At 75.4% G+C, this 25,894-nt stretch carries 2 protein-coding genes (both only partly in view); both read left to right on the top strand.

Going from position 1 to position 25,894, the window contains the following annotated elements:
- A protein-coding gene (locus G6O69_RS22860) for an SDR family NAD(P)-dependent oxidoreductase (protein ID WP_172305633.1) crosses the window boundary here: on the top strand, positions 1 to 11,262 show its 3' portion. Its footprint begins 7,239 nt before the window's first position; the window shows 11,262 of its 18,501 coding nt (coding positions 7,240–18,501); the start codon falls outside the window, past its left edge; its stop codon occupies positions 11,260 to 11,262.
- Positions 11,259 to 25,894: the 5' portion of an SDR family NAD(P)-dependent oxidoreductase gene (locus tag G6O69_RS22855; protein WP_172305632.1), read on the top strand. It continues 7,138 nt past the right edge of the window; only the first 14,636 of its 21,774 coding nucleotides appear in the window; it begins with the start codon at positions 11,259 to 11,261; its stop codon lies beyond the right edge, outside the window. Before G6O69_RS22860 ends, G6O69_RS22855 begins: the two co-directional genes overlap by 4 nt.

The raw sequence follows: 25,894 nt of genomic DNA, 5'->3' as shown, positions 1-25,894 counted from the left end.
GGCGAGCGCTGGGTCTTCGAGCTCCAGCCTTTCGAGCTGCCCGAGGCGAGCGAGCGCCCCGACGATCCCCGCGCCTGGGCGCTGCCCGAGAGCGCGCGCACGTGGTTGATCTCCGGAGGGCTCGGGGACCTCGGCCTGCGCTTCGCCGAGGCCCTGGCCGCGCGGCCCGGGACCCAGCTGATCCTCGTCGGCCGCTCGCAACCCGGCCAGCGCCAGCGCCAGCGCATCGCTCGCGTCGAGGCCCTCGGCGCGGCCGTCCACGTGGCCCAGGCCGACGTCGGCGATCCCCAGGCCATGGCGCAGGTCGTGGCCGCGGCCAGGCGTCGCTTTGGCCCGATCCACGCGGTGCTCCACGCCGCCGGCGTGGTCACCCGCCAGACCCTGGGCGACAAGTCGCGCGAGCGCTTCGCCGCGACCTTGCACCCCAAGCTGCGCGGCGCGGAGGTCCTCGACGCGCTCACGGCCGACGATCCCCTCGCGCTCTTCGTGGCCTTCTCGTCCGCCGCCGGCCGGCTCGGCGACTTTGGCCAGTGCGACTACGCCGTGGCCAACCGCTTCCTCGACGGCTTCATGCGCCAGCGGAGCCTCCGCGTCGCCGCCGGCGAGCGCCGCGGGCGGAGCCTGGCCATCGACTGGCCGCTGTGGCGCGGCGAGGGCATGCGCTTCGGCGACGAGCGAGAGGCCCGCTTCTTCCGGGTCAGCGGCATGCGCTACCTCGAGCCCGACGCGGGCCTGCGCGCCTTCGCTAGGATCCTCGCGGGGCTGCCCGCGGGCGTGTCCGAGGTCTTGATGCTGACCGGCGAGGGCGAGCGCGTGGCCTCGAGCCTGCGGGCCTCGGCCGCGACCGCCCCCGCGAGCGAGCGCCAGGTCCCCCCGCCCGCGGCCGCCTCCAGCGCGGCCGAATCCAGCGCGGCCGCGCCGGCGCTCGCAACGATCATCGCTGGCCTGCGCGCCCGCGTGGCCCGGCAGTTCCGCATCGCCGAGGCCCAGCTCGATCCCCAGCGCAACCTCGGCGAGCTCGGCCTCGACTCGCTGATGCTCACGGACTTCGCCGCCACCTTGTCCAGGGAGCTCGGCGCCGAGATCAGCCCCACGGTCTTCTTTCACAACGCGGACCTCGAGTCCCTCGCCGCACACCTCGCGGCCGAGCTCCCGGCAGCGATCGCCCGCGTGTTCGGTGAGGGCACGCGCGCAGCCCCGCGGCGCACGAGCCCACCCACGAACAAGCCCACGAACAAGGGCACGCCCGCGCCCTCCTCCTCGCCCCGCCACGACGCCAGCGCGGACCTGCCCGCCGACGCCGTGGCGATCGTCGGGATGAGCGCGAGCTTGCCCCACAGCCGCGATCTCGACGATTTCTGGCGGCTCCTCGACGCCCGCGGCTGCGCCATCGAGGAGGTCCCCGCCTCGCGCTGGGACTGGCGGACGCTGTGCGATCGCGACGGCGACCCGCGCCCGCGCTGGGGCGGCTTCATCGCCGACGTCGACCGCTTCGACGCGCGCTTCTTCAAGGTCGCACCGATCGACGCCGAGCGCATGGACCCCCAGCACCGGCTCTTCCTCGAGCACGCCTGGCGGGCGCTCGAGGACGGCGCCCAGCGCCCCTCGGACCTGCGCGGCCGCAAGGTCGGGGTGTTCGCCGGCGCCCAGTTCACCGACTACCGCGAGCTGCTCGCGGCCCACGGGGGCGCCGGCGCCCAGGGGCCGATCGGCAACGCCCTGGCGATGATCGCCAACCGCGTGTCCTACCTCCTCGACCTCCACGGCCCGAGCGAGACCATCGACACCGCCTGCTCGAGCAGCCTCGTCGCCCTCCACCGCGCGGTCACGGCCATGGCCACGGGCGCGTGCGAGTCGGCGCTGGTCGGCGGGGTGAGCTTGATGCTCACGCCCAGCTCGATGGTCGCGGCCGCGGACCTCGGCGTGCTCTCGCCCACCGGGCGCTGCTGGACCTTCGACGCCCGCGCCGACGGCTACGTCAAGGGCGAGGGCGTCGGCGTCATCTACATCAAGCCGCTGCGCGCCGCGCTCGCGGCCGGGGATCCGATCCACGCGGTGATCCGCAGCGTCGCCGTCAATCATGGCGGCAAGGCCCACTCGCTGACGGCCCCCAACGCCCGGGCCCAGACCGAGCTGCTCGTCGACGCCTACACCCGCGCCGGCGTGCCCGTCGACAGCGTGGGCATGCTCGAGCTCCACGGCACGGGCACCCGGCTCGGGGATCCCGTCGAGGTCGAGGCCGTCCAGGCCGCCTTCGAGACCCTCGCCGCAGCCCAGGGCGTCACCCCGCGCCCGGGGAGCTGCGCCCTCGGATCGGTGAAGACCAACATCGGTCACCTCGAGCCCGCGGCGGGCATCGCCGGGCTGCTCAAGCTCGCGCTCGCGGTCGAGCGCGGGCGGATCCCCGGGACCCCTGGCCTCGACGCGCAAAACCCCCTGCTCGACCTCGACGGCGGCCCGCTCTTCGTCGCCCGAGAGACCCGCCCGTGGGCGACCGGGCCCGGCCTGCGCCGCGGCGGGGTGAGCTCCTTTGGCTTTGGTGGCGCCAACGCCCACGTCGTGATCGAGCAGTGGCGAGGCGAGGACGCGTCTTCGCCCGCGCCCTCCCCCACGCCCTCCCCCCTTCCCACACACGCTCCCGTGCCGCGGCTCTTCCTGCTCTCGGCGCGGACCTTCGACGATCTCCGCCGCCGCGCCGCCCAGCTGCGCGCGCACGTCGAGGCCGAGCGCGACAGCTTCTCGCGCAACCCCGGGCGCCTCGACGCCCTCGCGGCCACCCTCGCCCGCGGCCGCGAGCCGATGCGCGCGCGCGCGGCCGTGATCGCCCCGAACCTGGCCGAGCTCCTGCGCCACCTCGGCGAGCTCGCGGACACCCAGGTCGCCGGCGAGCCCGAGCACGCGCTCTTGTTTGGTCACGCCCCGACGGAGGCCAGCGATCTCAGCGAGCGCGCCCGGCTGTGGCTCGCCGGCGAGGACTTCGAGTGGCCCGACACCGGCGCGCGCCTGCTCGCCTTGCCGAGCTACCCCTTCGCGGGGCCGCGCTACTGGTTCGACTCCCACGGCGCCGCGCCCGAGCGCGCCGACCAGGCCAGCCAGCCCAACCAGCCCGACCAGCCCGAACAGGCACGCCAGCCCGAGCGTCCGCCACGGGTCAGCCCGCTGCGCCCCCAGCCCTCCCCCGAGCGGCCCGAGATCGCGGCCGCCTGGCACGCCCGCGCCCAGCACTACACGGGCCGCGAGGTCAGCCTCGAGGTCGACGCCAGCGGGGTCGCCACGGTCGTCCTCGACGATCCCGAGCACCGCAACATGTTCTCCGAGGGCCTGGTCCTCGGGCTGCTCGCGGCCTTCGACGCCATCGCCACCCGCGGCGACGTCAAGGTCGTGCTGCTCACCGCCCGCGGGCCCTACTTCGCCATGGGCGGCACCCCCGACGCCCTCGCCGACATCGCCCACGGCCGCGCCCGCTACACGGATCTGCCCTTCTTCTACGAGGGCCTGCTGCGCTGCCCGGTCCCCGTGGTCTCCGCGCTCGGCGGACACGCCGTGGGCGCGGGGCTGATCTTCGCCCTCTACGCCGACATCACCGTGCTCGCCCGCGATCGCAGCTACGCCGCCAACTTCATGCGCTACGGCTTCACCCCGGGCATGGGCGCGACGGTGCTGCTGCCCGAGAAGCTCGGGCCGGCGCTCGCGAGCGAGCTGATGTTCACCGGCGCGAGCTTGCGCGGCGAGGCCCTCGAGCGCCGCGGCGCGCCGCTGCGCTTCGCCCCCGCAGCCGAGGTCGACGGCCAGGCCCGGGCGCTCGCCGACGAGCTCGCTCGCAAGCCTCGGCGCTCCCTCGAGCTGCTCAAGCGCGCGCTGTGTGACGATCTGCTCGAGCGCGTGCGCGCGGCCGTCCCCCTCGAGATCGAGATGCACGGCCAGACCTTCGCCCTGCCCGAGGTGCGCGCGCGCCTCGGCCTCGCCCTCGAGGGTGAGCCGCGAGGCGCGGCCACGGACGCGCCTCCCCGGATCGAAGCGCCTGCGACTGCGCCTGCGAGCTCGCCCCCCGCGCCCGAGGCCCTCGTGTTCGCGCCCATCGAGCGCGTGACCATCCAGCTCCCCGCCAAGTCCTCGCTCGGCCAGGCGCTGCGCTCGGCACCGATCGAGCGCGCGACCATCCAGCTGCCCCCGCGGTCCACCGCCTCTGCCTCGACCTCGGCGGCCTCGACCAGCGCCCCGCGCTCGCAGCCCAGGCCTGCCACAGCTCCCCCTGCGGCCTCGCCCCACTCCCCCCCAGCCGCGCCAGCGCCAGCCCTCGAGCTCGCCGCCGTCGAGGCCAGGCTGCTCTCGCTGATCGCCGACATCCTCCACGTCGGCCCCGACGAGCTCGACGCCCAGACCGTCTTTCAGGAGCTCGGCGTGGACTCGATAAACGGCGTCGAGATCGCCCGCGGGATCCAGCAGACCTTCGCCGTCGACCTCGACTCCGTCGCGCTCTACGACCACCCGACCCCGGCCGCCCTCGCCCGCGCGCTGGTCGAACAGATGCCCGCGCCGGTCCGCGAGCGAGCGCCCGCCCCAGCGCCAGCATCCGCGCCGACCCCTCGCGTCGACGCCCCCGCTGCCGCCCCCCTCGCCAGCCCGAGCCCCGCGCCCTCGCCAGCGGGCCACGGCGAGGCGGAGATCCGCAGCTGGCTGCTCGAGACCATCTCCGAGCTCGTCCACCTCGAGCCCGGAGAGCTCGCCCTCGACACCAGCTTGGCGGACCTCGGCGTCGACTCGATCAGCGGCGTCGAGATCATCCGCGCGCTCAACCGCGAGTTCGGCCTCGAGCTCGACGCGGCCGCGCTCTACGACCACCCAAGCGTCGCCCAGCTCGCGGCCTACCTCGCGGCCCAGCGACCCGCCGCTCCCGCCCAGGCGCGGGCCGAGACGCGAGACCAGGTCGCGACCCCGGCGCGTCGGCCTGCCCCCACACCACCTCGGCGACGCGCTGCCTCCAGGCCGCGCGCCGAGGTCCACGCGGCGGCTTCACCCGCCGGCACCTCGACCGTCCACGCCGGCGGCTCCAACGGCGCCCACGCCAGCCGCTCACGAGCTGTCCACGCCAGCCGCTCCAACGGCTCCAACGGCAACGGCTCCAACGGCAACGGCTCCAACGGCGCCCACGCCAGCGGCTCCAGGCTGCGCAGCGAAGAAGAGCTCACCGCCACGCTCCTCGAGGTCCTCGCCGAGGTCACCGGTCGCGCCCAGACCGAGCTCGATCCCAGCGTCGACTTCGGCAGCCTCGGCCTCGACTCGATCGCCGTGGTCCAGCTCGCCAAGGCCCTCGACGCGCGCTTCGACGTCCCCGTGGACGCGCCGCAGCTCTACGAGCACCCGGACCTCCCCTCCTTGCGAGCGTGGATCGCCGCGCGCACGACCCCGCCCCGGGAGCCGCCGCCGACCAAGCCGGGGCGCGCCCCCACGCGAGAGAGTCGCGCCACGCCGAGCGCGGGCGCGTCGAGCCCCGGCCCCACGCAGGCCAGCGCTGCGCGCCGCGATCCCAGCGCCGACGCGAGCCTCGAGCTCGACGCCATCGCGGTGATCGGCATGGCCGGGCGCTTCCCCGGGGCGGCGACCCTCGACGAGTACTGGCGCAACCTCAGCGAGGGGCGCTGCAGCGTGACCGAGGTCCCCAGCGAGCGCGGCTGGGACCCCGCCTTCTTCGACCCCGACCCCAAGGCTCCGGGGCGCTCGAGCTCCAAGTGGGGCGGCTTCCTGACGGGCGTCGACCGCTTCGATCCCGGCTTCTTCAACATCTCGGGCAAAGAGGCCGAGCTGATGTCGCCGGAGCAGCGCCTCTTTCTCCAGGCGGCCTACCACGCCCTCGAGGACGCGGGCCTGCCCGCCCGCGCCCTGGCCGAGCGCCGCTGCGGGGTCTATGCCGGGGTCTACGCCGGCGACTACCCCAAGCTCGCCCGCGAGCACTACACCCCCTACGCGCTGACGGGCCTCTCGACCTGTGTCCTGGCCGCGCGCATCGCCTACTTCCTGGATCTGCGCGGGCCGAGCCTGGCCGTGGACACGGCCTGCTCGTCCTCGCTCGTGGCCGTGGACCTCGCATGCGAGAGCCTCCGCGCCGGACGCTGCGAGCTGGCCATCGCCGGCGGCGTGTTCACCATGCTCACGCCCGACATGATGATCGTGTCGAGCAAGGCCGGGATGCTCTCGCCCAGCGGGCGGATCTCGGCCTTCGACGCCGACGCCGACGGCATCGTCCTCGGCGAGGGCGTGGGCGCCGTGGTCCTCAAGCCCCTCACCTGCGCCCTCGCCGACGGCGATCCGATCCACGGGGTGATCCTCGCCAGCAGGACCAACCAAGACGGCAAGACCAACGGCATCTCGGCCCCCAGCGCCCGCTCTCAGACGGCGCTGATCCGCGAGACCCTCGCGCGCGCCGGCCTGAGCCCCGACGCCCTCTCCCACGTCGAGGCCCACGGGACCGGCACCCCCCTCGGCGACCCCATCGAGATGCGGGCCCTCGACGCGGTCTTCTCGGGCCGCTCGCCCAGCTTGCCCAAGCTGACCTTGAGCTCGGTCAAGGCCAACATCGGGCACACCAACACGGCCTCGGGCGTGGCCGCCTTGCTCAAGATCCTGCTCGCCCTGCGCCACGAGTCGCGGCCGCCGGAGATCCACTACACCCGCGCCAACCCGATGATCGACTTCGAAGCCTCGGCCTTCCGCGTGCCGGTCGAGGCCGCGAGCTGGCCGCGGACGCAGCGTCCGCGCGTCGCCGGGATCAGCTCCTTTGGCTTCAGCGGGACCAACGCCCACGTGATCGTCGGCGAGGCCCCGGCGCGCCCTCGCCAGGGTCGCTCGCGCGCCGCCCACCTGATCCCCCTGAGCGCCCGGAGCGAGGCGGACTTCATCCGCGTCCGCGACCAGCTGCTGCGCTTCCTCGATCAACCCTCTCCGCCCTGCCTCGCCGACCTCGCGCGGACCCTGGGCGAGGGTCGCAGTCACCTGCGGGTCCGCGCGGCCTGTGTGGTCGGCTCCCTGGCCCAGCTGCGCCAGCTGCTGCCCGGCCTCGAGCCCGGTCAGGTCTGCGGGCCGGTCAGCTCCCAGGTCGCCCGCGAGCTCGTCGGCGTGGCCGAGGCCTACGTCGCCGGCCGAGAGCCCGACTGGGCCGCGCACTTCGAGGGCCTCGACGCCCGCCGCGGCCCCGCGCCGCTCTACCCCTTCGCCGAGCAGCGCTACTGGCTGCCGCCCCTCGACGACGCGGCCGCCTCCTCCCGCGCGCACAGCCCAGCCCAGTCCCAGTCCCAGTCCCAGTCCCAGTCCCAGTCCCAACCTCGCGCCGCCTCGCCCCGCGCGGCCGAGGGCGCGCGCACCTCGTTCCTCCACCTGAGCGCGACGCAGCCCCTGCTCGCCGATCACATCGTCGCCGGGCGGCCCGTGCTCCCCGGCGTGGCCTACCTCGCCGTGATCGCGGCCCTCGCCGCCGAGGGCAGCGAGCCTGGCGAGGTCGCGCCCGTGGTCCTCGAGCGCGTGATCTGGCAGCGCCCGCTCAGCCCCAGCGTCCGCGGCGTCGAGCTGAGCGCGCACATCGAGGCCTCGGCCAACGCCGCGGGGCAGCGGCGCTTCGAGCTGTCCACCGGCGAGGGCGAGGCTCGCGAGGTCCACGCCCACGGCCTGCTCACCTCCGTCGGCGAGCAGCCCAGCCCCTCGACGCTGGCGCCCGTCGATCTCGCGGCCATCCGCGAGCGCTGTCGCCCGCGCGACGCGGCCGCCATCTACCCGCGCTTCGCCGCCCTCGGCGTCGACTATGGCCCGAGCTTCTCCGGGCTCACCGGTGTGTGGGGCAGCGCCAGCGAGGCCCTCGCTCGCCTCGAGCTGCCGCCGAGCGCCAGCGCCCCCCTGCTCGCTCCGCCCGTCGCCCCGGGCGCCCTCGACTGCGCGCTCCAGGCCATCGCCGGCCTCGACGTCGACGCCGGCGACGAGCGCCTGCTGATGCCCTACGCCATCGGCCGCTTCGAGCTGCTCGCCCCCTTCTCGGGCCGCGGCTGGGCGCACCTGCGCCGGACCAGCAGCCAGCGCGTCAGCGTGTCCTTGCTCGACGACGACGGCCGGACCTGCGCGCGCCTCCACGACGTCGCCCTGCTGCCCTACCAAGACCCCCTCGCCGAGTTCTTCTACGCGCCGCGCTGGATCCAGCAGCCGCGCCCCGCCACCCCGACCACCGCGTCCTCGCCAGCCCCCCGCGTGGTGCTCGCGAGCGCCGACTTGCGCCCCCTCGCCGAGGCGGCGGCCGAGCGCCTCGGGGGCGCGCGCGTGGTCACCCTCGACGCCCAGACCTCGGCCGCGACGCTCACCGCCCTGGTCGAGTCCGTCTTCTCTGGTCACTCGACCGGGACCATCGTCCACCTCGGCGGCCTCGAGCGCGACGCCCGGGTCGACCGCGAGGCCCTCGACGCTCGCCAGCAGCTCGGGCTGATGAGCCTGTTTTGGCTGACCCGCGCCCTGCACCGCGCGGGCCTGCACCGCGCGGCGATCCACCTGCGCGTGATCACCAACGACCTGCACCCGCTCGCGCCCACGCGCACGCCTCGGCCGCTGGCCGCGTGCTTGCCGGGGCTGAGCAAGTCCATCGCCCGGGAGTACCCGCGCTGGGACGTGGCCTGCGTCGACATCAGCCTCGAAGAACCGCGCGACAACCAGATCGCGGCGATCGCCGCGGCCCTCGCCGAGCCGGGGCTGCGCTCCGGGATCGACGTCGCCCTGCGCGGCGGCGTCCGCTTCGTCCGCGAGCTGCGGCCGCTCACCCTCGGGCCCGGCCGCCCAGCTCGTGATGGTCGTGATGACAGCGAGGGCGTGCGCCTGCGCGACGCGGGCGTCTACGTGATCATCGGCGGAGCCGGGGGCATCGGACGCGCGCTCAGCCGCGAGATCGCCGAGCGCTGCGCCGACGCCCGCCTGGTGTGGATCGGCCGCAGCCCCCTCGACGCGGACAAGCGTGCGGCGATCACCGAACACGAGGCCCTCGGGGCCTCGCTCACCTACCTGCGGGCCGACATCGCCGCCCCCGGGGAGCTCAGCGCGGCGCTGGCCGAGGTCCGCCGCCGTCACGGGCGGATCCACGGCGTGTTCCACTCGGCCCTCGTCCTCGACGACCGCACCCTCGAGCGCATGGACGACGCGACCATGCGCGCCGTGCTCGGGCCCAAGGTCGAGGGCGTGGTCGAGCTCGCCGCGGCCATCGGCGACGCGCCCCTCGACTTCCTGGTGTTCTTCTCCTCGGGCCAGGCCTTCGAGGGCAGCGCCGGCCAGGCCAACTACGCCGCCGCGACCAGCTTCGCCGACGCCTTCGCCCACTACCTGCGCAGCCTCGGCCGCTTCCCGGTCAAGATCGTCAACTGGGGCTACTGGGGCTCCGTCGGCGTCGTCGCCGATCCCGAGTATGCGCGCCGCCTGGCCGCCCAGGGCATCGGCTCGATCGAGGTCGACGAGGGCCTCGAGGCCCTGCGGCGAATCATGGCCAGCGACGCGCCCCAGGTCCTGGCCATCAAGCTGACCGCGGCCCGCCGCGAGCTCGTCGACGCGGGCGTGGTCGAGCGCGTCCACGCCCGCACGCCCCTCGATCCAGCCAGCCTGCGCCGCCACACCCAGGCGACCCGCGCCCTCAACCGCTTCACCGCCTGGGGCCTGCTCTCGCGCGTCCACGACATGCGTCTCGTCGACGCCGAGGGCCGCGTCCAGACCCCCGAGGCCGCCGCGGTGATCCCCGCCTACCACCGCCAGTGGTGGGCGATCGTCGACGCCCTCGCCGAGCACGGGCTGATCGCGGGCGGCCAGGCCAGCGACTACGTCGGCGCCCAGCTGAGCGCGAAGGCCCGCAGCCCCCACGCGGCCCGGCTGATGCGTGACCTCGAGGGCGTGCGCGAGCGCCTGTGCCAGCGCTACCCCGAGCTGCGCCCGCACCTCGATCTGCTCGCGCCCTGCGTCGAGGCCTACCCCGAGCTGCTCACCGGCGCCCGCGATCACATGGCAGTGCTCTTCCCCAAGGGCAGCCTCGAGCGCGTCCAGGGCATCTACCGCGGCGACCCGATCCTCGACTTTCACCACGGCCTGGTCGCCGAGTCGCTGCGCACGCTGATCGCCGCCAAGCGGCGCGAGCGGCCCGGAGAGCGCCTGACCGTCGTCGAGGTCGGCGGCGGCACCGGGGGAACCACGGCCTTCGTGCTCCCGGCCCTCGCCGAGCACGCCGAGGCCCTGCGCTACGTGTTCACCGACATCTCGCCGGGCTTCACCGTCGCGGCCCGCAGGCGCTTCTCCGAGTACGGCTTCGTCGACTACGCCCGCCTCGACATCGAGAACTTCGCGGCCTTCGCCGCCGCCGCCCCCGGGAGCGTCGACCTCGTCGTCGGCAGCAACGTCTTCCACGCCTCCGGGCGCCTCGACGAGGCCCTCGCCGGCGCGCGCTCCCTGCTGCGCCCAGACGGCGCGCTGGTGCTCTACGAGGGCATCCGCTCCCAGCCCTTCGTGACCGCGACCTTCGGCCTGACCCCGGGGTGGTGGAAGCACGACGGCGTCGGCCGCCTCGCTCACTCCCCGCTGCTCGGCGAAGATCAGTGGGCCGCCCGCCTGCGCAGCGCGGGCTTCGGGGCGATGACCGCCCTCGGCCTGCCTGGCCTCGGCGCGGGTCGGCGCGCCCAGGCCGTGCTCGTCGCCGGCTGCGTGCCGAGCCCCAGCGAGCTGCGCCAGGGCGCCTCACGCTCCCGCGCCGACACGCCCGCCCGCCCCGACGGTGGCCCCAGCCCCGCGCGAGCTCCGGGCGCCACCACCACCGCAGCCGCGCCCAGCGAAGGCGGCCTCGAGCCCGCCTTCGCCTACGTCACCGGCGTGCTCGCCGAGGTGCTCAAGAACCCCCTCGACAGCTTCTCCCTCGACCAGACCTTCGAGGTCTATGGGATCGACTCCCTCGTCGGTCAGGAGATCAACGCCCGCTTCGAGCGCGACCTCGGGCCGCTGCCCGCCTCGCTGCTCTTCGAGCACCCGACGATCCGCGAGCTCGCTGCCCACCTGGCACGCGAGCACGGCGAGCGCCTGGCCGCGGTCCTCGCGGCCCAGCCCTCGGCCTCGCCGACGCCCGCCACCGCCCCCGCGGCCGCGCCCGCCACCGCGCAGGCCCCCACGGCCGCGCGCCCCTCCAGCTTGCGCGAGCAGGTCTCTCGGCTCAGCGACGCCGAGGTCGACGCCATGCTCGCCACCCTCCTGCACCAAGGATCCATGCCATGAAGGTCGACGCTCTGAGCACCGCCCGCAAGCGCGAGCTACTCCTCGAGCTCCTCGAGCGCCGCGCTCGACCCCAGGCCGAGCGCGGGGCCGCGGACGGCGTGGCGATCATCGGCGTCGCCGGCCGCTACCCCGGCGCCCCAAACCTCGCCCAGCTGTGGACGCTGATCGCCCGCGGCGAGTCGGCGATCACCGAGGTCCCGCGCGCGCGCTGGGACTGGCGCCAGCACCCCGAGACCTACGCGCGCTGGGGCGGCTTCATCACCGACGTCGACCGCTTCGACCCCGAGCTCTTCGGGCTCAGCCCGCGCGAGGCCGAGGCCATGGATCCCCAGGAGCGGCTCTTCCTCGAGGCCTGCTGGTGCGCCCTCGAGCACGGCGGGCACACCCGGGCGAGCGCCGCCGCCGACGGGCCCGTGGGCGTGTTCGCGGGGGTCATGAACGGCGAGTACCGCAACCTCGGCGTCGAGGCCCGGGTCCGTGGCCAGCGCGAGGTCGCGGCCTACTCGGACTTCCACGCCATCGCCAACCGCGTGTCCTACTGCCTCGACCTCGGCGGCCCGAGCCTCGCGATCGACACGGCCTGCTCGTCCTCGCTGACCGCGATCCACCTGGCCTGCGAGAGCCTGCGCCGGGGCGAGTGCGCCACCGCCCTCGCCGGCGGCGTCAACTTGATCCTCCACCCCGAGCACTACCGGCGGCTGTGCGCGATGCGGATGCTGTCGAGCGACGAGCGCTGCCGGGTGTTCGGCGAGGGCGCCGACGGCTTCGTCGACGGCGAGGGCGTGGGCGTGGTCCTGCTCAAGCCCCTCGCCCGCGCCCTGGCCGAGGGCGACCGCGTGCTCGCGGTCATCCGCGGCTCGGCGATCAACGCCGGCGGCAAGACCAGCGGCTACACCGTGCCCAACCCCGTGGCCCAGGCCGCGGTCGTCCGCGCCGCGCTGGCCCGCGCGGCCGTCGATCCCGCGAGCGTGTCCTACGTCGAGGCCCACGGCACCGGCACCTCGCTCGGCGATCCCATCGAGCTCGCGGGCCTCGAGCGGGCCTTCTCCGACGCCGGCCTCGGCCAGGGCGAGTGCGTCGTCGGCTCGATCAAGGCGAACATCGGGCACCTCGAGTCCGCCGCTGGCGTGGCCGGGCTGACCCGGGTCCTGCTCCAGCTCCGCCACGCCGAGCTCGCGCCCTCGCTGCACGCGGATCCGCCCAACCCCAAGATCGACTTCGATCGCTTCCGCGTGAACCGATCGCTGCGCGCGTGGCCGGCTGCCCGCGACGCCGACGGCCAGCCCCTCCCCCGGCGCGCAGGCATCAGCTCCTTTGGGGCCGGGGGCGCCAACGCCCACCTGATCGTCGAGGAGGCCCCGCCGCGCCCCGAGCCGGCCCACGTCCCCGGGCCGTGGCTGGTCTTGCTCTCGGCCAAGTCCGAGGCGCGCCTCGCCGCCCTCGCCGAGCGCCTGCTCGAAGCCTGCCCGACCTGCCCGACCCAGACCCAGACCGAAGAAGCCGCGAGTTCGACCCCAGCTCAGTGGCTCGCGCGCCTGGCCTACACCCTGCAAGTCGGCCGCGAGAGCCTCGAGGAGCGCGCCGCCTTCCTCGTCCGTGATCTCCACGAGCTGCACGCCGGGCTCGCGGCGCTCTCGTCCACCGCGACGCCGACGAGCGCTGCCCCCGAGCTCCTGCGCGCGCGCGTGGCCACGGGCGGCCGCGCCCGGCCGCTGACCCGCCCGAGCGAGGCCCCCTCGCTCGGCGAAGCCGTCCCTGCCGAGACCCTCTCCGCCCTCGCCCGCGCGTGGCTGGCCGGCGAGGCGATCGACTGGCGCTCGCTCTACGACAGCGGGCGCCCCGAGCTGCTCGAGCTGCCCCACTACCCCTTCGCGCGCCAGCGCCTGTGGGCCGACGAGCACGGCGGCTTCGCGAGCCTGGCCGCCGCCGCCCCTCTGCACCCCCTCATCGAGCGCCTCCACCTGGCGCGCTGCCTCGCGCTCCCCGGGCTGGTCTTCGAGGTCCGCCTCGCCGCCGAGGATCCCCTGGTCGACGAGCACCGCGTGGGCGGCGTGGCCACGCTCCCGGGCGTCGCCAGCGTCGAGCTGCTCCTCGCCTGCGCCCGCGCGGCCGACCCCAGGGGCGCCGCCGTGTCCTCGCAGGTCGTCGACTTGACCTGGGCCCGGCCCGTGCAGCTGTCCTCGGTGTCCAGCGCCGCGCTCGAGCTCCACCTGCGGCCCTGCGCCGCCCAGGACGGCAGCGAGCCAGACGCCCTCGAGCCGGACGCCCTCGAGATCGAGCTGCGAGATGCGCTCGGCCTGTGCGCCCGCGGGCGCGTGGTCCCCCGCGCCGACGCGGACCAGGCCCTGGGCGCCGCCGCCCTCGACCTCGACGAGATCCTCGCGCGCTGCCCCGAGCGCCTCGACGCCGCCCAGCTCTACGCCGAGTTCGAGGCCGCCGGGGTCCACCACGGCCCGGCCTTTCGCCGCCTCGACTCGCTCCAGCTCGGCGCCGACGAGGTCCTGGCCAGCTTGGACCCCGAGCACCCCGGCCTCCGCGGCTTCGCGCTCGACCCCACCTTGCTCGACGCCGCCTTCCAGGCCGCGGGCCCGCTCTCCCAGCGCGACGCGAGCCCGGGCGGCCTGCTCTTGCCCCACACCCTCGAGCGCGCCCTCGCCCTCGGCGCGGGCCGAGACGCCCGCTACGTCTACGTCCGCCGCCGGGCGCCGCGGCGCTTCGACATCGCGCTGCTCGACGCCCAGGGCCGCCCCCAGATCCTCCTCGCCGGGCTCTCGCTGCGCGAGCTTCGGCCCGCGACCACCGACACGCGCGCCGACACGAGCGCCGAGGCCTCGCTGATCTACGCGCCGGTCTGGGCGCCCTGCGAAGACCAGCCCGCCCCAGCCCCAGCCCCAGCGTCGCCACAGGCAGGGAGCTTGATCCTGCGCGCCGGCGCGACCTCCCTCGCCCTCGCCCTCGAGCGGGCCGTGAGCGCCCGCGGGCCAGTGCACGTCGTCGACACCAGCGCGGCGCCCGAGCGCTGGCGGGCCCAGCTCCTGGCCCACGCCAGCGACGGCCAGCTGAGCGCCGTCTACATCCTGCCGGCGCCGGTCTCCTCGGCGCGCCCCGAGCTCTCCGCCCTCGCCAGTCGCGAGCGCGCCTCCGCCCTCGCCACCCGCGAGCTGCTCGCCGCGCTCATCTCCCACGACGACGACGCCCGCCCCCTCGCGCTGACCGTCGTCGGCGTCGGGACGCGCGGCGCCCCCGACTTCGCCGGCGCCGCGGCCTTTGGCCTGGCCCTGAGCGCGGCCAAGGAGCGCCGGCGCTGGCGGGTCTCCTGCCTCGACCTCGAGCCCAGCGAGCTCACTGATCTCATCAGGGTCGACGCCTGCGCCGCGCGGATCCTCGCCGAGACGCAGGCCGCCCACAGCGGCGGCCGCGAGCTCGCCCTGATCGCGGATCGCCGCCTCGAGCGACGCCTGGTCCCCTGCGCGCTGGCCCCCGCGAGCGCCCCGGTGTTCGTCCGCGGCGGCACCTACCTGATCGTCGGCGGCGCGGGCGGGGTGGGCCTCGAGCTCAGCCGCGAGCTCGCCCGCCGGGCCGGGGCGAAGCTGGCGTGGATCGGCCGGCGCGAGCTCGACGCGGACATCCGCGCGCGCATGGCCGAGGTCGAAGCCTGCGGGGGCGTCGTCGCCTATCGCCGCGCCGACCTCGGCGACGGCGCGGGGCTGCGGGCCGCGATCGCCGAGCTCAGCGCGGCGCTCGGGCCCCTGCGCGGCGTCTTCCACTCCGCGCTCGTGCTCCGCGACCGGACCTTGGCGCACATGAGCGAGGCCGAGCTCCTCGACGTGCTCGCGCCCAAGGTCGAGGGCGCGGCCGAGCTCCTCGACGCCCTCGCCGATCGCCCCCTCGACTTCGTCGCGCTCTTCTCCTCGCTGATCGCCTTCACCCACGCCCCCGGCCAGGCCAACTACGCCGCCGCGAGCCGCTTCCTCGACGCCCTCGGCCTCTCCTTGCACGGCCGCGCCCCCTGGCCGGTGGTGACCATCGACTGGGGCTACTGGGGCGACATCGGGGGCGCCGCCGGGGCCGATCGCGTCGCCCGCTTCGAGGCCGCCGGGGTCGAGGCCCTGGGCGCGCGCGCGGCCGTCGACGCGACCCGCGATCTGATCGCCGCGGGCCTGCGCCAGGCCGCCGTCGTCCGCCTCAGCCCCGCGGCTCGCCGCGCGCAGATCGCCACGCAGCTGCGCGCCCGCGTCGACGCCAGCGGCCACGCCCAGCTCGTCGCCGACCCTCGATCCGAGCGGCCCGAGTCCGCCACCGCGCCCTCTCCAGCGGCCCCCCACCAGCCGCGCGCGCACGTCCAGGCTGCTGCCCAAGGCGGCGCCCAGGCCAGCGCCGGCCAGCTGCGCGCCGCGGCCAGGCGCTACCTCAGCGGCGTCGTCGCGGACGCCCTGCGCATGGACCCCGCGCAGATCCGCCCGGAGACCCCGCTGACCGAGCTCGGCGTCGACTCGCTCGTGGTCCTGTCGATCACCGAGCGCCTCGAGCAGGACTTTGGCGCGCTGCCCAACAGCCTGCTCTTCGAGCACGGCGACCTCGACAACCTCGCCGCGTACTTCGTGACCGAGCACCGCGAGCGCCTCGCCGCGCTGCTTGGGCCGGCCCCCACCGTGGACGCCGACGCGCTCTTCGGCGCCCCCGCCCAGGGCTCCCCCGGCACCGCGGGCGCCCGCGAGGACGACCCGCAGCCCGGCGCCCTCGCCCGGGCGCCCGCGCGCGCCCTCCCTGCCCCCGCCCTCCTCACCTCGTCCTTCGAGGCGCCCCCAGCCCACACCAGCGAGCCCATCGCTATCGTCGGCGTCAGCGGCCGCTACCCCGGCGGCGAGGATCTCGACGCGCTGTGGAACCTGTTGCGCGCGGGCGAGGACGCGATCCGCGAGGTCCCGCCGGCGCGCTGGGACTGGCGCGCGCTCGGGCCCGAGGTCAGCCGCTGGGGCGGCTTCCTCGACGACGTCGAGCGCTTCGACGCGCTCTTCTTCAACATCTCACCGCGCGAGGCCAAGCGCATGGACCCCCAGGAGCGGCTCTTCCTCGAGACGGCCTGGGCCACCCTCGAGGACGCCGGCTACACCCGCGCCGCGCTGCGCGAGCTCGACCGGCGCGTCGGCGTGTTCGCGGGCGTGATGAACGGGCACTACGAGCTGCGCGGCGCGGAGGCCTACGCCAGGGGCCTGCGCAGCGACGCCCTGGCCTCGCACTGGTCGATCCCCAACCGCGTGTCCTACTGCCTCGACCTCCGCGGCCCCAGCCTCGCGATCGACACGGCCTGCTCGTCCTCGCTGACCGCGATCCACCTGGCCTGCGAGAGCCTGCGCCGACGCGAGTGTGCCCTCGCCCTCGCCGGCGGCGTCAACCTGATCCTCCACCCTCTGCACTACCTGCGCATGTCGGCGATGCAGATGCTCGCCAGCGGCCCGCGCTGCCGCAGCTTTGGCGCCGGCGCAGACGGCTTCGTCGACGGCGAGGGCGTGGGCTGCCTGCTGCTCAAGCCGCTGTCCGCGGCCGAGCGCGACGGCGACCCGATCCGCGGCGTGATCCTGGCCTCGGCGATCAACGCCGGCGGCAAGACGGCCGGCTTCACCGTGCCCAACCCCCAGGCCCAGGCCCAGGTCATCCGCGAGACCATCGAGCGCGCGGGCGTCGACGTCGAGTCGATCGCCTACCTCGAGGCCCACGGCACCGGCACGAGCTTGGGCGATCCCATCGAGCTCGCCGGGCTGACCCGGGCCTACGCCCCCTTCACCCAGCGCCGAGGCTTTTGTGCCCTCGGCTCGATCAAGTCCAACCTCGGCCACCTCGAGTCGGCCGCGGGGGTCGTCGGCCTCACCAAGCTGCTGCTGATGCTCGAGCACGGCGAGATCGTACCCACCTTGCACGCCGATCCCGTCAACCCCAAGCTCGACCTCGAGCGCTCGCCTTTCGTGCTCCAGCGTGAGCCGATGGCCTGGCCGGCGACCGACCGAGCTGAAGACGGTGCCCCGCCGCGTCGGGCAGCGCTCAGCTCCTTTGGCGCCGGCGGAGCCAACGGTCACCTGATCGTCGAGGCGTGGCGAGGCGATCGTTTTGCCGCCGACGCGACGCTGGCCGCTGCGCCGTGGATCCCCGTGTTCCCCGTCAGCGCGGCCACGCCTGCGGCCCTCGACGCGGTCCTCGCCCGGCTGCTCGCGCGCCTCGAGGCCGACCCTTCCCTCGACCCGCGCGACGTCGCGGCCACGCTCCAGCGCGGGCGCGAGCCCCTGAGCGCGCGCGCGGCCGTCGTCGCCGAGGATCGCCCGACCCTGCTCGCGGCCCTGCGCAACGCCCTGGCCAGGCGCGGCGAACCCACGGCGCAGCAGACGACGCGCGCCGGCGAACTCGCCCTCCCCGAGGACCCCGAGGCCCTCGCGGCCATGGCCCGGACGTGGCTGGCCGCCCGCGACTGGCAGCGCTTTGCCCAGGCGTGGATCGCCGGCGCCGCCTTGCCCTGGTCGGCGCTGACCCGCGTCGGTCGCCGCGTCCACCTGCCGACCTACCCCTTCGAAGGAGAACGCTACTGGCAGGCCCTGCCCAGCCACGCGCCCGCGCTCCCCACCACCGAGCACACAGCCGCGCCAACACCCGCGACCCAAGAGGGCTGGCGCCTCGTCAACTGCTCGCGCTTCGGAGATCAGCGCTTCACCCTCCAGCTCGACGCCGGCGCGGCCCTGCTCGACGGCCACCGCGTCGCTGGCCGCCCCACGCTCCCCGGCGCGGCCGCCTTGCTGATCATGCTGCGCGCGGCCGAGGCCTCCTCCGGCCACGAGGTCGCCCAGGTGACGAGCCTGCGCTGGCTCCGGCCGCTCGACGTCGACGCCGGCCAGGGCCTCGACGCCGCGCTGCGCCTGCGCGCCCTCGACGGTGGCGCCGCCGTGGAGCTCGGGCGCCAGCTCGGCTCGCGCTTCATCCCCTGCGCTGCGGCCGAGCTGCGCTGGGGCGAGCCCACGCCCGCTCCCCACGACAACCAACATCACGGGGCCGCGAGCGTCCCCGCGCGCAGCGGCGCCGCGATCTACGAGCGCCTCGCGGCCGGCGGCCTCGAGCACGGCCCTGCGCTGCGCGCCCTCGTCGAGCTGCGCACCGACGACGAGGGCGTCCACGCCCGCATCGCGCCGTCGGCCGACGCCCGGGGGCTCACGGCCCAGGTCGCCGTCCTCGACGCGGCCATGCTCGCCATCGCCCCCCTCGCCGAGAAAGCCGGCCTCGAGCCCGGCCTCTACCTACCCAGCGCTCTCGCCGGGCTCCGCTGGCACGCCCCCTTGCCGAGCCGAGCAGATGCCCAGCTCGTCGCGCGCCTGCGCCTGGTCGCGGATGCCACCGCCGAGGGCCTGGCCGCCTCGCTGACCCTCGCCCTCGCCGACGGCCGCGCGTGCATGAGCGTCGAACGCTTCGAACTTTGCCGCGTCCAGCGAGGCGAGCCCGCGGCCAGCGAGCTGCTGCGCTTCGAGACCACCTGGGCGCCGCGCCCGATCCCCGCGTGGTCCGCCGCGCGAGGCCGCGAGCTGGTCCTGGTCGACGTCGACGAGGGCCTCGCCGACGCCCTGGTCCGCGCCTGCGCCGAGCAGACGCCCGCGCCGACGATCTCCCGAGTCACCGGCACCGATCTCCCTCGGCGCCTCGCCGCGCTCGACCACGAGGGAACGCAGCAGCTCGTCGTCATTCACCAGGCCCGCCCGCGCGCGCTCGACCCGCGCGCCAGCGAGGCTGCCCTGCTCGCGGCCACCGAGCGCGTGCGCGCGCTCCTCCGCACCCCCGGGCGCGCGTCGCTGCGCGCGATCGAGTGCTGCTTGGCGGGCGCCCCCACCGAGCAGGCGCTCACGGCCCTGGGCCGCTGCGTCGCCCACGAGGATCCCCGGCTCAGCGTCCGCGTGGTCCTCGGCGAGGGCCTCGCCCCCGACCTCCTCGCCGCCCGCCTGCTCGACGAGTGCAGCGACCCCAGCCCGGCCTGCGAGACCCTGCGCCTGCGCGGGGGGATCCGCGAGGTCCTCGGCTGGCGCGAGCGCGCCGAGCAACACGACGCACCAGCGCAGCGCGGCGAGACCTCGCCCTACCGCCGCGGCGGCGTGTACCTGATCACCGGCGGCCGCGGCGGCCTCGGCCAGGCCTTCGCCCGCGATCTCGCCCAGCGCTTCGCCGCCGAGCTGGTGCTCTGCGGCCGCGCTGCCCCCGACGACGCGAGCGCCCAGCGCTGCGCCGAGCTCCTCGCCCTCGGGGCGACCAGCGCCCGCTACCTCAGCCTCGACATCCGCGACGCCGGCCGGGTCCACGCCGAGCTCGCGAGCCTGCGCGAGCAGCTCGGGGGGATCCACGGGATCATCCACGCCGCGGGCGTGCTCCGCGACGAGCAGCTGGCGACCACCAGCGACGCCAGCGTCCTCGAGGTCCTCGGGCCCAAGCTCCGCGGCGCCCTCGCCCTCGACGCCGCGACGGCCGAGGACCCCCTCGACTTCTTCGCGCTGTGCTCGTCCTTCGTCGGCGTGGCCGGGAACGCGGGCCAGGGCGCCTACGCCCTCGCCAACGCGTGGCTCGACGACTTCGCCGCGGCCCGCGAGGACCTGCGCGCCCGCGGCCTGAGGCGTGGGGTCAGCGTGGCCTTCGCGTGGCCGGCGTGGACGGGCGAGGGCATGCGCCTGCCCGCGGCGACGGCCCGACTGCTCGCGGCCGCCGGCCTCGAACCCCTCGACGCCGAGACCGGCTGCGCCCTGCTCGAGGCCGGCCTGCGCGCCGCCGATCCGCGCTACCTCGCCGTGCGCGGGGACGCAGATCGGATCCGCGCAGCCTGGCGCGCCCAGGCCAACCGCGAGCAAACCAACCCCGGGGACACGGCGCCCCCCCTGCGCCGGGCCCCACACCCACGCCCTGCGTCTTCTCTGCCCGCGTCCTCTCCCGCCGACGCTCGCGTCGAGGCGGCCGTGCGCGAGGTCGTGGTCGAGGCCCTCGCCGCCGTGCTCGAGCTCTCCCCCGAGCTGCTGCGCGACGACGAGACTCTCGATCGCTACGGCGTCGACTCGGTCATGGTCCTCGAGGTCACCGAGCGCCTCGCTACGCGCTTTGGCGCCCTGCCCAAGACCCTCTTCTTCGAGCACCAGAGCGTCGCCGAGCTGACCGAGTACTTCTTGTCCGAGCGCCCCGAGGCGTCCCGCGCCCTGCTCGGGCCCGGCCCGAGCCAGCCCGGCACCTCGCCCCAGCCCGCCGACCACACGGACCCGCACGTGTCCACGGACGGCGAGCCCAATGCCGAGGCTGACGCCAGCGCTGACGCTGACGCCATCGCCATCGTCGGCGTCGCCGGCCGCTACCCCGGCGCCGCCGACCTCGACGACTTCTGGGCGCTCCTCCGCGACGGCCGCGACTGCGTCGAAGAGATCCCCGCCTCGCGCTGGGACCACGCGCCCTACTTCGATCCCGAGCGCGGGCAGCCGGGCAAGACGCCCTCGAAGTGGGGCGCCTTCTTGGCCGACGCCGATCGCTTCGACGCGCTCTTCTTTGGCGTGACCCCCCGCGAGGCCGAGGTCATCGATCCCCAAGAGCGCCTCTTCCTCGAGACCGCGTGGCACACCCTCGAGGACGCCGCCCTGTCCCGCGCCCAGCTGCGCGGCGCCGCCGTCGGCGTCTACGTCGGCGTCATGTATGGGCAGTACCAGCTGATGACCGGGGGCGGCGCGACCCCGGAAGGCACGATCACCGGCTCCTCCCACGCCTCCGTCGCCAACCGCGTGAGCTACTTCTTCGACTGGTCCGGGCCCAGCCTCGCCGTCGACACGATGTGCTCGTCCTCGCTGACGGCGATCCACCTGGCGATCGCGGCGCTGCGCCGCGGCGAGTGCAGCCTCGCCCTGGCCGGCGGCGTCAACTTGGCCCCGCACCCCCACAAGTACCTGCTCCTCGGCCAGGGCGGCTTCTTGGCCAGCGACGGGCGCTGCCACGCCTTTGGCGAGGGCGGCGACGGCTACGTCCCCGGAGAGGGCGTGGGCGCCGTGCTGCTCCAGCCCCTCGCCCAGGCCCGCGCCGCCGGTCGACGGATCCACGGGATCATCCGCGCCTCGGCGATCAACCACGGCGGCAAGACCAAGGGCTACACCGTGCCCAACCCCAGGGCCCAGGCCCGGGTGATCGCGGCCGCCCTCGAGGACGCGCGCTGGGATCCGGCGACGCTCACCTGCGTCGAGGCCCACGGCACCGGCACGGCCCTCGGCGATCCCATCGAGGTCCGCGGCCTCGCCCGCGCCTTCGCCTCGGCGACCACCGCCGCCACAGACCCGCGCCCCCACAGCTGTGCCATCGGCTCGCTCAAGTCCAACATCGGTCACCTCGAGTCCGCCGCCGGCGTGGCCGGCCTGACCAAGCTGCTCTTGCAGATGCGCCACGGCGCCCTCGCGCCCTCGCTCCACGCCGAGACCCTCAACCCCGCGATCGAGTGGGCGGGCACGCCCTTTTACGTGCAGCGCGAGCTCGGCACGTGGCAGCGGCTGCGCGACGCGTCGGGGCGCGAGCTGCCCCGACGCGCCGGCCTGAGCTCCTTTGGCGCGGGCGGAAGCAACGCGCACCTGTTGATCGAAGAGTGGATCGAGGATCGACCGGGCGCCGCGACGACCGACGCCAGCGTCGACACCCCCGAGCTCTTCTTGCTCTCCGCCTGGTCCCGGCCGCGGCTGCGCGCCGTGGCCGAGGCCCTCCTCGCCTTCGCCCAGCGCACGCGCGCGCAAGGTGAAGCCGCGCGTCGCTCGAGCCTGCGGCGGGCCGCCTACACCCTCCAGGTCGGCCGCGAGGCCCTCGACTGGCGCCTCGCCTTCGTGGCCACGAGCTGGTCCGAGGTCAGCGCGCAGCTCGAGGCCTGGCTCGACGATCGCGCGCTGCCTGAGCTCGTCTGCGCCCGCGCGGCCCCTGGCGCCGGCACGAGCGGCGACGCCGAGGCAGCGCCCTGCGCCGAGCTCTGGGCCCGCGACGCGCTCTCGACCCTGGCCACACGCTGGGCCGAGGGCGAGCGCATCGACTGGCTCGCCCTGCGCCGCGACGAGGGGCTGATCCCCTGCGCCATGCCCTCCTACCCCTTCGCTCGCAAGCGCCACTGGGTCGATCCCCTGCCCGCGCCCGCGCGCGCCCAGCCGCCCGCGCTCTCGCCCGCGCCAACACAGACCGACATCGCCCCGCTGACCCTCGCCCCCCTCGATCCTCCCCCGGACGAGACCAGCGCGCTGCTCTTCGAGACCGACTGGGTCCCGCGCCCGCGCGCCCTCGGCTCGGCGACCGCAGCCCCCCGCCGCGGCCGACTGCTGATCGTCTGCGACGATCCCGAACGCCTCGAGCGCCACGCGAGCGCCAGCCAAGACCCGCTCACGGCGACCAGCGACGCCGACTTCGACGCCCTCGTCGACGCCCAGCGGGCCGCGAAGCAGCCGATCACCCGGGTGCTGATGCTCGCCGACAGCGTCTCGCCAGGGCAGGCGCGAGCCGAGGCCCTCGCCCCCGCCCTCGCGCGCAGCTTGTACGCCCTCGTCCGCCTGACCCGCGCGCTGATGCGTGCCCAGGTCGGCGTCGGCGTGCGCCTGCTCTACGCCTACCCCGAGCGCGAGGACGCCCTGCCCGTGGACGCGGCGATCTCCGGCTTCGCCCGCTCCTTGCGCTGGGAGAACGCGACCTACGCCTACACCACCGTCGCCCTCGCCGACGATCCCTCGCCCGCGCGCTTGCTCGCCGAGCTCGACGACGACGGCGAGCCCGAGCTGCGCCTGGCCGGCGCCGACCAGCGCTTCGTCAGGCGGGCGCGGACCCACAGCCCCGGCGACGCGCCGCTGCCCCTGCGCGAGGGCGGCGTCTACCTGATCACCGGGGGCGCCAGCGGCCTCGGGCTGATCTTCGCCGAACACCTCGCCCGTCGCTACCGCGCGCGCCTGCTGCTCGTGTCGCGCTCGGCCCCTTCGACCGAGACCCAGGCGCGCTTCGAGCAGCTGCGCCGCGCCGGGGCCGAGGTCGAGCACCTGGCCGCCGACGTCTCGACACGGCCTGGCGCGAGCGCGGCCATCCACACCGCCCGCGCCCGCTTTGGCCGCCTCGACGGGATCATTCACGGGGCGATGGTCCTGCGCGACAGCTTCGTGCTGCACAAGACCGACGCAGACTACGCCGAGGTCCTCGCGCCCAAGCTCGACGGCGCGCTGCTCCTCGACGAGCTCACCGCCGCCGAGGGGCTCGACTTCCTGTGCCTGTTCTCGTCCATGGCCGGCGCCGTCGGCCAGGCTCTGCAGGCCGACTACGCCTACGCCTGCGCCTTCTTCGATCACTTCGCGCGCTGGCGCGAGCGCGCCCGCGAGGCCGGCCTGCGCCAGGGCATGACCCGGACCATCGACTGGACGCTGTGGGCCGAAGGCGGCACCGCGACCGGTCAAGACGGGCTCCAGGCGCTCTCGCGCGAGCACTATGGCTGGACCGAGCTGCCCACGAAGGACGGATTGACCGCCTGGGAGCTCGCCCTGCGCTCGCGCGCGGCCCAGCTCATCGTCGCCCACGGGGCGCCCCCTCCAGGGCCGCTCTTCGCCGATCTCGAGGCGCCCGAGCCCGAGCCTGCGCCCGCGCCCACACCCGAGCCTGCGCCCGCGCGTCGCGTCGAGCCGTCTACCGAGCCCGCTTCGCCCCTCTCCGCCCTCGGCGACCCCACCCCCGAGCCGAGCTCCCCCATCGCCGAGCCGCGCCCCTCTCTCTCCGCGCTCGACGACCTCGACGACCCCGCTTCCCCCACCTCCCCCGCCTCCCCCACGCCACCGCGCGCGCACGACCCCGGACTTGCGATCATGACTACCCCGGAGCCCTCGCCCACCGCCGCCCTCGAGCGCGCGACCCTCGACTACCTGCGCGAGCTGATCGCCCGCGCGACCAAGATCGACCTCGACGAGCTCGACCCCCAGCGCGAGTTCGCCGACTACGGCTTCGACTCCATCGTCGCCGTGCAATTCGTGATCGATCTCGAGAAGGATCTCGGCGACCTGCCCAAGACCCTGCTGCTCGAGCACACGAGCCTGGCCAAGCTCTCCGCCTACCTGCTCGAGCATCACGAGGCCAGTCTGCGCGCGCGCCTGGCTCCCGCCCTCGCCGCGGCCGCTCCAGCCCCACTTCCAGCCCCACACGCGCCGGCGGCCGCCCCTCGCGAGCGAGGCCACGACCCGCGCCAGGCCAGCGCCGAGGCCTCCCCGGCCGCCCGCCGCCCCGCGCCGGCTCCCCGCCCGACCCCGGCCAGCCCTCGTCACCACGGCCACAGCCACGCCCACGCCACCGTGCCCGACGACGCCATCGCGATCATCGGCATGGAGGCCCGGCTCCCCGGCGCCGCCAACGTCGACGACTACTGGCGCAACCTCGCGGCCGGGCGCGTGAGCGTCACCGAGGTCCCGCGCGATCGCTGGGACGCCCAGGCGCTCCACGACCCCGACCTCGCCCAGGCCTACGCGGGCAAGATCGCCTGCCGCGTCGGCGGCTTCATCGACGAGGTCGACTGCTTCGATCCCCAGCTCTTCGCCATGACCCCCGCCGCCGCCGCGGTCGCCAACCCCGAGGACCGCCACGCCCTCGAGGTCGTGCGCGCGGCCCTCGAGCGAGCGGGCATCGCCCCCAGCGCCCTCGCTGGCGAGCGCGTGGGCGTGTTCTTTGGCATGACCACGAACACCTATCCGCTGCTCGGGGTCGACCAGGGCGAGCGCTTCGAGGGCGCCAACCTCGACTGCTCACACTACTCCCTGGCCAACCGGGTCTCGCACCTCTTCGATCTCGTCGGCCCGAGCTTCACCCTCGACACGGCCTGCTCCTCGGGCATGGTCGCGCTCAACTGCGCCGTCACCAGCCTGCGCGCGGGCGAGTGCGAGCTGGCCATCGTCGGCGCCGCGAACCTCTACCTGCACAGCGCCAAGTACCTGAGCATGTGCAAGGGTCGGCTGCTCTCGCCCACCGGCGGGGGCGGGATGTACCGCGCCGGCGCCGACGGCTTCGTGCCCGGCGAGGGCGTGGCCGCCGTCGTGCTCAAGCGCTACGCCGACGCGATCGCCGACGGCGACCCCATCGACGGCGTGATCCGGGGGATCGGCGTCAGCCACAAGGGCAAGGGCGCCGGCGCGCTGCTGCCCTCGCCCACCTCCCAGGCGCGGCTGATCGACGAGGTCCTGACCCGCGCCGCGGTCGACCCCGCGTCGATCGCCTGCGTGGAGATCCAGGCCTACGGCGGCGAGCTGGCCGACCTCGCCGAGTGGCGTGGCCTGCTCGCGTCCTATGGCGCGCGCCTGAGCGGCCGCGGGCGCCTGGCCGTGTCCACCCTCAAGCCCAACATCGGCCACCTCGAGGCGACCTCCGGCCTGTCTCAGCTGATCAAGGTGCTGCTCGAGCTGCGCGCCGGTCAGCTCGCCCCGGTCAGCGTGGGCGAGCCGATGAGCCCCGAGTTCGACGTCGAGGCCTCGCCCTTCTACATCCCGCGGACCCTCGAGCCCTGGCCCACGCGCGCGGGTGAGCCCGCCCGCGCGGCGATCAACGGCTTCGGCGCGGGCGGGACCCAGGTCCACGTGATCGTCGAGGCGGCGCCGGCGAGGCCGCGCGC

The organism is Pseudenhygromyxa sp. WMMC2535 (genome assembly GCF_011083025.2).
Note: the sequence above shows the minus strand (reverse complement) of the source record. Positions and strands in the feature narration are given on the sequence as shown.